6 protein-coding genes and 1 rRNA gene are annotated in these 9259 nt (G+C 62.4%); 4 read left to right on the forward strand and 3 right to left on the reverse strand.

The window, feature by feature from the left end:
* Positions 1-84: 84 nt before the first annotated feature.
* Complete coding sequence (locus tag ABNU97_RS09160; protein WP_348766431.1) at positions 85-1860, reverse strand: chloride channel protein; 1776 nt, start codon at positions 1858-1860, stop codon at positions 85-87.
* A gap of 123 nt (positions 1861-1983) precedes the next feature.
* Between ABNU97_RS09160 and argC the strand changes: the two genes are divergently transcribed.
* Both argC and erpA read left to right on the forward strand, forming a co-directional pair.
* Positions 1984-3024, forward strand: coding sequence for an N-acetyl-gamma-glutamyl-phosphate reductase (gene argC, locus ABNU97_RS09165; RefSeq protein ID WP_348766432.1), 1041 nt, complete (start codon positions 1984-1986; stop codon positions 3022-3024).
* 89 nt (positions 3025-3113) lie between these two features.
* Positions 3114-3476, forward strand: a complete 363-nt coding sequence (gene erpA / locus ABNU97_RS09170; RefSeq protein ID WP_021031722.1) for an iron-sulfur cluster insertion protein ErpA — start codon at positions 3114-3116, stop codon at positions 3474-3476.
* Between the two features lie 599 nt (positions 3477-4075).
* On the opposite strand, the gene ABNU97_RS09175 is transcribed toward erpA, so the two are convergent.
* Complete coding sequence (locus ABNU97_RS09175; RefSeq protein WP_348766433.1) at positions 4076-5227, reverse strand: anhydro-N-acetylmuramic acid kinase; 1152 nt, start codon at positions 5225-5227, stop codon at positions 4076-4078.
* A gap of 104 nt (positions 5228-5331) precedes the next feature.
* Positions 5332-6972, reverse strand: a complete 1641-nt coding sequence (locus ABNU97_RS09180; RefSeq protein ID WP_348766434.1) for a M23 family metallopeptidase — start codon at positions 6970-6972, stop codon at positions 5332-5334.
* Between the two features lie 171 nt (positions 6973-7143).
* Here ABNU97_RS09180 and tyrS point away from each other — a divergent pair, with 171 nt between their 5' ends.
* The gene (gene tyrS, locus ABNU97_RS09185) at positions 7144-8352 is read left to right on the forward strand and encodes a tyrosine--tRNA ligase (protein WP_348766435.1); all 1209 of its coding nucleotides are present in this window, start codon (positions 7144-7146) and stop codon (positions 8350-8352) included.
* Between the two features lie 574 nt (positions 8353-8926).
* Positions 8927-9259: ribosomal RNA gene (locus ABNU97_RS09190) — 16S ribosomal RNA — on the forward strand; the annotation flags it as partial.

Raw genomic sequence — 9259 nt, forward strand, 5'->3', positions numbered from 1 at the left:
TCCTGTAGAAAAGCCGGTTTCGGCTCTTGGTTTGGACTTGGGGATTGTAGAGGGTGTGGCGCCGTCGTGGATGCACGACAGGCCCTAGGGCCGATAGGTGCCGTCGATGGCTTCGCGTGTGAGAACGCCGTAGGTGATGGCGTTGCTGCCCACGACACTGCGCTCCACGATCAATGCTTCGGCCTCGTTGCGATTGACCATGTCGAAGGCCTCCTGAAGACTGGCCCGGACGTGGATGGAATAGGCATCCATGCGCTTGCCGGGGATCTTGTACAGATCGACCTCCTCGATCTCGTCGTTTTCCTCCTGATTGAGAAAACGCGCGACATCGCTCGGGCGCATCAGGCTGGCCCGTTGCTCGCGCGAGCGAATGAGCAGCCAGTCGATCTTGTTTTCCAGAATTTCATCGAGCGCGGCGCGATCGATCTTCGGTTCGACGATACGAAAGCGCCGGTTCATCGCCGAAAGCACGCTGGCACGGCGCAGGTACTGCGAAATCGGATCGTTGCGATAATCCAGCCCGCGCCGGCGCAGCAACAGCCGGAACAGGGATTCGGACACGGAGATCCGGCGCGATACGACCAGGGCAGCGATGACCACCAGCATGCCCGGCAGCACCAGCCCGGTCTGGCCGGACAGTTCCAGGATCACGACCAGCGCGGACAGCGGCGCCTGCAATACCGCGCCCATCATCGCGCCGATGCCCAGCAGCGCATACAGGCCGGCATCGGTGGCATCGCCCGGCAGCAGCATGGCGCCGAGGGTGCCGAGCGCGCTGCCCAGCGCCGAGCCGATCACGAAGGTGGGCAGGATCACGCCGCCAGGAATAGCGGCCGCGGTCGCGAAGCTGGTGGCGATCAGCTTCGCCACGCCAATGCCCAGAGCCATGCCGACCGCGTACTGGCCGGCCAATGAACCGTTCACGGTATCGAAACCCAGGCCCATGATCTGAGGGAACTGAATGGCGAGCAGGCCGGTGACCAGTCCCGCGAGCGCAATGCGCAGGCTGATACGGATCTTGGCCAGTACCGGCACCAGCGCACCACACAGGCGGGTGAAGCCGGCACCGGCGATGCCCACGACGGCGCCGACGAATGCCAGATAGGGCAGTTCGATGGGGGCGAAGCCGGAATATTCGGCGACCAGGCGCGGATGTACGTCGGTAAACGTGAACGTCACCAGCGAGCCCGAGACCGCGGCCAGAATGATGGGGGCAAAGCCCGCGATCGTGTATTCCATCATCACCACTTCCATGGCGAAGATGACCGCGGCCAGAGGCGTATTGAACGAGGCGGCAACGCCTGCGGCCGCGCCGCAGCCCACCAGGGTGCGCACGCTATTGTTGGGTAGATCCAGTCGGCGCCCCAGCCAGCTGCCGGTGGTCGCGCCGGTATGCGCGGCCACGCCTTCGCGGCCGACCGATTGGCCGGTGGTCAGAGCCAGGACCGACATGGTGAACTCGGCCAGCGCCGACTTTACCGGCAGCACGCCCTGGTAGTAGACCAGCCGTTCGATGATATGAACGATGCCGTATTCGGCGGATTTGAGCACCCATTCCACGATCAGCCCGAGCAGCAGCGCGCCCAGCAGCGGCACCGCCACGCGAAACGCCACGCTGGTTTCACTAAAGCCGGCGCCGCTGACGCCAAACAGCTCGAACAGCGGATCCTGGAGCAGATGAATGGCGGTATGAAGGGCCAGGATCACCAGGCCGCAGAGCGCGCCGGTGGTTGCGCCGAGCAGGCACAGAAGACTCAGGCCGGGGGTGTTCTCGACATCGGCCAGATGCTGGCGCATCGAGTCCATGCGGCCCTGCCAACTTTCGCGCAGCGAGCGGCGCAGCGAGCGTTCAGCGGCCATGGAAGGGGCGTACGTGCAAGAGCTCGTATCCGGGTAGCGAAAACCTGGGTTGGGTCGCGAGCGCGCAGGGCGAAGGCTTGCGCGTTATTATGCGCGGTTTAGCGGCTTATTTCAGCAAACATCATGACCGAGAAACAACGCATCGGAATCGTCGGCGGCACCGGCTATGGCGGAGGCGAGCTGCTGCGCCTGCTCAGCGCGCATCCGAACGCCGAGGTCATTGCGGTCACCTCGCGCGGCGATGCGGGTACGCCCGTTGCCGAAACCTATCCTCAGTTGCGCGGCGTAATCGACCTGGACTTCGTCGCGCCCTCAACGCAGAGCCTGGCTGACTGCGACGTGGTTTTCTTTGCCACCCCGCATGCTGCGGCCATGCATGACGTACCGGCGTTGCTCGATGCGGGAAAGCGGGTCATCGACCTGTCCGCGGACTTTCGCCTCAAGGATGCCGGTGAATGGGCGTCCTGGTACGGCGTGGATCATGCCTGCCCGGAGCTCATCGAACGCGCGGTCTACGGCATGCCCGAGCTCAATCGTGCACAGATTGCCGGCGCGCAGCTGGTAGCGGCGCCGGGCTGCTACCCCACCGCTATCGTGCTTGGCTTCAAGCCGCTGGTCGAAGCAGGGCTGGTCGACGTCGAGCGGCTGATCGCCGACGCCAAGACCGGCGTCTCCGGCGCCGGTAAATCGCTCAAGCCGGGTTTTCTGTTCGCGGAAATGCAGGAGTCTTTCAAGGCCTATGGCGTGGCCGGCCATCGTCATCTGCCGGAAATTCGCCAGTCGCTGGCGGCGTTGGCCGGCGCCAAGATCGGGCTGACCTTCGTACCCCATCTGGTGCCGATGATTCGCGGCATTCATGCCACCCTGTATGGCCAGCTCAATGCGGCTGGGCACGATCTGCAGGCTCTTTATGAAAAGGCCTATGCCGACGAGCCCTTTGTAGATGTGCTGCCCGCAGGCGCCATGCCGGAAACGCGGCACGTACGCGGCGCCAATATGTGCCGTATGGCCGTGCACCGGCCCGGCGACGGCGATACCGCGGTGGTGTTGTCGGTGATCGACAATCTGGTGAAAGGCGCGGCCGGCCAGGCCGTGCAGTGCTTCAACCTCATGATCGGCGTCGACGAAACCCGTGCGCTGGCGATGCCGGGCGCGCTGCCCTAGGCGCTAATTCGTCGGCAGGGGCTTGAATAGCCCGAGCTTGCACCGATGTCATATGATAGGAACCATCCGGTCCACGGAATCGAAAGCTTATGAGTACCGCCACACACGCCATGGAAGAAGACCAGTCCGCGCTGGTATTTACCGACGCCGCGGCGATCAAGGTCAAGGAACTGCTTGAAGACGAAGAAAACGATGCGCTAAAGCTGCGTGTATTCGTTTCCGGCGGCGGTTGCTCGGGCTTTCAATATGGTTTCACCTTCGACGAGAACGTCGAGGACGGCGACACGCTCATCGAAAAGCAGGGCGTGACCCTGCTGGTCGATCCCATGAGCGTGCTTTACCTCAGCGGCGCCGAAATCGATTTTTCGGACGGGGTAGAAGGCGCGCAGTTCGTGATCCGCAATCCGAATGCGACCACCACCTGCGGCTGCGGCAACTCCTTCGCTGTTTGAGCCTCAGCGCGCCTTGCCCCTCGTGAGGGGCTATTCGCCGCAGGCGAATGGGGTGCACAAAGATGCCAACGTTTTGCGCGAGCAAAACCCGCGCGCAGCGCGGCGCAGTTCGTGATCCGCAACCCCAATGCAACGACCACCTGCGGCTGCGGCAACGCCTTTGCTGTTTGAACCTCAGCGCGCCTTGCCCCTCGTGAGGGGTGTCGCCGCAGGCGAACGGGGTGCACAAGGATGCCAACGTTTTGCGTAAGCAAAACCCGCGTGCGGCGCGGCGCAGTTCGTGATCCGCAACCCCAGTGCAACGACCACCTGCGGTTGCGATAACGCCTTCGCTGTTTGAGCCTCAGCGCGCCTTGCCCCTCGTGAGGGGTGTCGCCGCAGGCGAACGGGGTGCACAAGGATGCCAACGTTTTGCGTAAGCAAAACCCGCGCGCAGCGCGGCGCAGTTCGTGATCCGCAATCCGAATGCAACGATCACCTGCGGCTGCGGTAACGCCTTCGCTGCTTGAGCCTCAGCGCGCTTTGCTCCTCATGAGGGGCAATTCACTGTTGCGTCGGAGGCTCGCCGGCGGCCTGCGCGGGCAGGCTGAACGGGTTGGTCAGTTGTCCAGCTGGGCTGCCTGGTAGATGCCACCCAGGGCCACGGGCGCGCGAGCGCCGGTCACGCCCGGTACGTTGCCGCTCAGGCCTTTGACCGTACGCATGGCCAGCCATGCGAAGGCCACGGCTTCGACCCAGTCCGAATCGACGTTGTACTCGTCGGTCGGGGCGAGCGGGCGGGGCGCAAGCAGCTGTTCGAGGCGCCGCCGCAGTTCGGCATTACGTACGCCGCCACCACAGATAAGCACCTGCTCGTCGCCCGGGCCATAGTCGTCAATGGCCTGGGCGATAGTGCGGGCGGTGAACTCGCACAGGGTGGCCTGGACATCGGCGGGTCTGGGCCGCGCGGCGAGGCTGTCGATCTGGGCACGCAGCCAGTCGAGGTTGAAGTATTCACGCCCGGTACTCTTTGGTGCCGGCCGGGCGAAATAACGATCCGCCATCATGTGGGCTAGCAGGCCGTCGTCTACATGGCCGCTGGCCGCCCACTGTCCATCCGCATCGTAATGGCGCTTGAGGTGCGCCGCGATCCAGGCATCCATTAGCGCGTTGCCGGGGCCCGTATCGAGGCCGGTCACCGCGTGCGGATCGTCCACCGCGCCGGTGGGCAATACCGTGAGATTGGCGATGCCGCCGATATTGACCACCACGCGATGGCGCTGGGCGTTGGCGAAGACGCTGCGATGGAACGCCGGCACCAGCGGTGCGCCCTGGCCGCCGACGGCGATATCGCTATTGCGAAAATCACCGACCACGCGACAGCCCGTTCGGGCCGCGATGCGGCTGGGCGAGCCAAGCTGAAGGCTGAACGGATAGCGGGCATCGGGCTCGTGGCGCACGGTCTGGCCGTGGCTGCCGATGGCGTCGACGTCGGTCGTGCTCACCTGCGCCTTGTCCATGACGGCGATCGCGGCGCGCGCGAACCACTCGCCCACGCGCTGGTCGAGTTCACCGAACTTGGCCAGCGATACGCCGGCAACCTGCTGCGAAAGATGCAGCAGGTCGTCGCGCAGACCGGCGTCGGGTGCCTCGGCATGGGTGGCAAGAATCCGGGGGTGGTTGCCATCGGCATCGAAGCGCACCACGGCCGCATCGGCGGCGTCCACGCTGGTACCCGACATCAGGCCGACGTAATAGCGCGACTCACTCATTCGGAATGCGTCGCGAACGGATTGCGGTTGCTGCCGTCACCGGGCGTCTCCTCGAGAAGGTCTGGCGGCGCCTGTGAATTGCGAACGTCGAGGCGGCACGCCGATCAGTTGGCGGCGCTGGCCTCGGCGTTGGATGAGCGGTCGGCGCTGGCGACTTCGGTATGGGTCAAGGAGTCCAGTTGCGAGAGCAGCGGCGCCGAGTGCTTGCGGAAATCAGCCATGTACTCATTGGGCAGCGGCAGGGCCTTGGGCAGGTCCACGCGCTCCGGATCCTTCGGGTTGCCGTCAACGCGGAATTCGTAGTGCAGATGGGGCCCGGTGGCCAGGCCGCTCATACCCACATAGCCGATGATCTCGCCTTGCTTGACCTTGCTGCCCACGCCCTGGCCACTGGCAAACCGCGACATGTGGCCGTAACGGGTCGACAGGTGCGAGTCGTGTCGTACCACGATCATGTTGCCGTAGCCGCCGCGGCGTCCGCGGAAGACGATACGGCCGTTGCCGGTGGCCTTGATCGGTGTGCCGGTGGGCGCGGCGTAGTCGGTGCCTTCGTGGCGGCGGATCCGATTCAGGATCGGATGGCTGCGCGACAGGTTGAAGCCCGAGCTGATGCGCGTGTAGTCCACCGGCGTGCGAATGAAGGCTTTCTTCATCGCCCGGCCATCCGGCGAGTAATACACCGTGCCTTGTTCGTCGCCAGCCTCGTCGTAGCGCACCGCGCGCACATCTCGGCCACGATTGACGAACGCGGCGGCCAGTATGTCGCCGTTGGCGATCTTGTCGCCGTCCTTATAGAGCTCGTCGTAGACCACCACGAAACGGTCGCCGGGGCGGGTATCGAAAGCGAAATCGATATCCCAGCCGAAAATCTCGATCAGCTTCATGATCTGTCGGTCGGACAGCCCGGCTTCCAGGGCGTCCACGTAAAAGCTGGTATTGATCGTGCCACTGGCGTAGGCGCTGCGATGCTCGACGTCGGTGAGCACCATGTCGCCCTGATAGCCTTTCTTGTGCGGGCGCACCTGCAGGGTGTGCAGCGGGTCGATCGGGAAGTCGATGGCAAGTACGTGGCCATCGGCGTCTGCCTTGACCTTCATCGTGTCGCCGGCTCGCAAGCCGCGGGTAAAGCGCTTGCCGTGCTCTTTCATATGCGCGATCTTGAGCGAATCGGCGTAGGACAGGTCGTTACGGCTGAATGCGATCGACAGGGTGTCGCCCTTGCGGATGGTGACGTCGTGCCAACGCGGGCCCGACGGCGCCGGGCGCGCAACGGGTATTTGTGCCGAGGCCGCGCCGGTATCGATGCCGGTGCTGGCATCGACGACCGAGCTCAGCTGCTGGGCAGAGTCGCTACGCTCAATCTTGCCCGATTCGCTGCTGGCCTGGTCGGCGGTGGTCGGCGCAATCGGCACATCGAGAGCGTTGGCGTCGCCGTCGCTCGCAGCAAGTTCTTCTTCGGACAGCTCGCTCGCCGCTGCGTATTCGCTGGCCGCGGCGACGTTCGCGCTGCCGGGGCCAACCGAGGCATCGACCTGCTCGGAGTCGAGGTCGTCGGCAGAAGCGTCTGATGAAGAGACGTTTTGCGGGTCGCGCTCATCCAATAGCGTGGTCTGCGGGCTTGCCGTAAGCCAGGCGGCGCCGCCGATCAGCGGTATCACTAAGATGAGTGCGAGCCGGCGTAGGCGTGAGCTCGGCTGCGGTGGCTCATCGTGCAGCCAGAGATAATCGGTATCGATCTTGCCCATAAAATAGACGCCGAGCAGTGCTTGTAAAGCAGGGAATTTTTTGCGGGTAGCCCCTTTATCCGGCCCGCATTTATCCGGATAGAAAAGCATAAAGCTGGGTGCTTGCCAAGTGCGAAACCGCTAGACTGCGCGTTTGAACCAACTCGAACAGAGTCAGGGAGTCGTTCGCCGATGCAGGATATATGGGGCGAAATTCGCCGGGGTTGTGACGAGATCATTCCCGAAGAGGCATTTCAGTCGCGCCTCGAGCAGGCCGGGCGTGACGGCGAGCGGCTAGTCGTCAAGGCGGGCTTCGACCCGACCGCGCCGGACCTGCATCTGGGGCATACGGTCTTGCTCAACAAGATGCGTACCTTTCAGGATCTCGGCCACGATGTGGTCTTTCTGATCGGCGACTTCACCGGCCGCATCGGCGATCCGACCGGCAAGAACGTGACCCGCAAGCCTCTGGATGAAACGCAGGTGGCCGAAAATGCGGCCACCTATGAGGCCCAGATATACAAGGTGCTCGATCCCGAGCGCACGCGCGTCGTTCTTAACTCCGCCTGGCTCAATCAGCTCAGCAGTGCGGACATGATCAAGCTCGCCTCCACGCATACCGTGGCGCGAATGCTGGAACGCGACGACTTCAGCAAGCGCTACAAGGCGAACGAGTCGATCGCGATCCACGAGTTTCTGTATCCCCTTATACAGGGCTACGACTCGGTCGCACTCAAGGCCGATGTCGAGCTCGGCGGCACCGATCAGAAGTTCAACCTGCTGATGGGGCGGCATCTGCAACAGGTATACGGGCAGAAGCCGCAGGCGGTTCTGACCATGCCGCTGCTCGAAGGCCTCGACGGGGTCAACAAGATGTCGAAGTCGCTGGACAACTATGTCGGCATCGACGAGGCCCCCAACGATCAATACGGCAAGCTCATGTCGATTTCCGACGAGCTCATGTGGCGCTACTTCCAGCTGCTGTCGTTCGAGCCCGTCGGCGTGATCGAGGGTTATCGACGCGAAGTGGACGAGGGCGCCAACCCGCGTGACCTGAAGTACCGCTTGGCTGGCGAGCTCGTAACGCGCTTCCACGGTGCGGCGGCGGCCAAGCGTGCGCACGAAGCGTTCGTCGAGCGCTTTAGTCATGGGGTCGTGCCCGAAGACCTGGAGCTAACGACGCTCGTGGTGGATGCAGCCGGGCTACAAGTGGCCGCTCTGCTACGCGAAGCGGGGCTTACCCAGAGCAATGGCGAAGGGATTCGGCTGATCAAGCAGGGAGCGGTACGTATCGATAGCGATCGAATCAGCGACCCGAGCCTGCAATTGGCCCCCGGACACGAGCATCTCATCCAGGTCGGGAAACGCAGGATTGCGCGAGTAGCTCTTGTGCAGGGGTAACGGGGTGGCTCACAAAGCCTGTCATGACAAGGCTTTCGAAATTTTTCAAAAAAAATTCACGAAATTCGTTGACACCCCTCTCGATATCCCTAGAATACGCCCTCTCGCAACACGGCGAGCCGCTGAAAACGCAACAGCATTCAACGGCAAGCCTGCTCTTTAAAAATGTGTAGAGCGTTGATTACAATAGTAATTAACGGATCCGGTTGGATTGTTCGCAGACGATCAAAAGCGCTTGCTTGAGATTAAATGCGGTCACCCGAGCAAAAGCTAACAGCTGGCGCATGGGTGATACGGCCTGAAGTTCAGGCCAAACATCTTTTCAAATTAATTTGAAAAAGTTGTTGACAGCCCGGCCGATCAGCGTAGAATACGCTCTCTCGCAACGGCAAGGACGCCAAACGGCATTAAGCCTAACAGCGTTCTGTTGCAGATCTTTAACAATATGCAAATGACTTGTGTGGGTGCTCCCAGGGGATGGTGATAAGCCAAGCCCTAATAGAGCATCCAAAGCGTTTAACGCTAGGGATGACTCATTGCATGACTTCGGTCATGCACCAGTTGAGAAGTAATTAAACTGGAGAGTTTGATCCTGGCTCAGATTGAACGCTGGCGGCAGGCCTAACACATGCAAGTCGAGCGGAAACGACATCTTCGGATGGGCGTCGAGCGGCGGACGGGTGAGTAATGCCTAGGAATCTGCCCTTTTGTGGAGGATAACCCGGGGAAACTCGGGCTAATACTGCATAATCTCTAAGGAGCAAAGCGGGGCTCTTCTACCCTCGCGCAGAAGGATGAGCCTAGGTCTGATTAGCTTGTTGGTGGGGTAACGGCCTACCAAGGCGACGATCAGTAGCTGGTCTGAGAGGATGATCAGCCACACCGGGACTGAGACACGGCCCGGACT

Origin of the sequence: uncultured Salinisphaera sp. (genome assembly GCF_964012375.1) — a bacterium.
GTDB lineage: Bacteria > Pseudomonadota > Gammaproteobacteria > Nevskiales > Salinisphaeraceae > Salinisphaera.

Excerpts from the sequence above, each read along its gene's own strand:
- ABNU97_RS09160 (WP_348766431.1), bottom strand. The coding sequence starts at position 1,860 with ATGGCCGCTGAACGCTCGCTGCGCCGCTCGCTGCGCGAAAGTTGGCAG.
- argC (WP_348766432.1), top strand. The coding sequence starts at position 1,984 with ATGACCGAGAAACAACGCATCGGAATCGTCGGCGGCACCGGCTATGGC.
- erpA (WP_021031722.1), top strand. The coding sequence starts at position 3,114 with ATGAGTACCGCCACACACGCCATGGAAGAAGACCAGTCCGCGCTGGTA.
- ABNU97_RS09175 (WP_348766433.1), bottom strand. The coding sequence starts at position 5,227 with ATGAGTGAGTCGCGCTATTACGTCGGCCTGATGTCGGGTACCAGCGTG.
- ABNU97_RS09180 (WP_348766434.1), bottom strand. The coding sequence starts at position 6,972 with ATGGGCAAGATCGATACCGATTATCTCTGGCTGCACGATGAGCCACCG.
- tyrS (WP_348766435.1), top strand. The coding sequence starts at position 7,144 with ATGCAGGATATATGGGGCGAAATTCGCCGGGGTTGTGACGAGATCATT.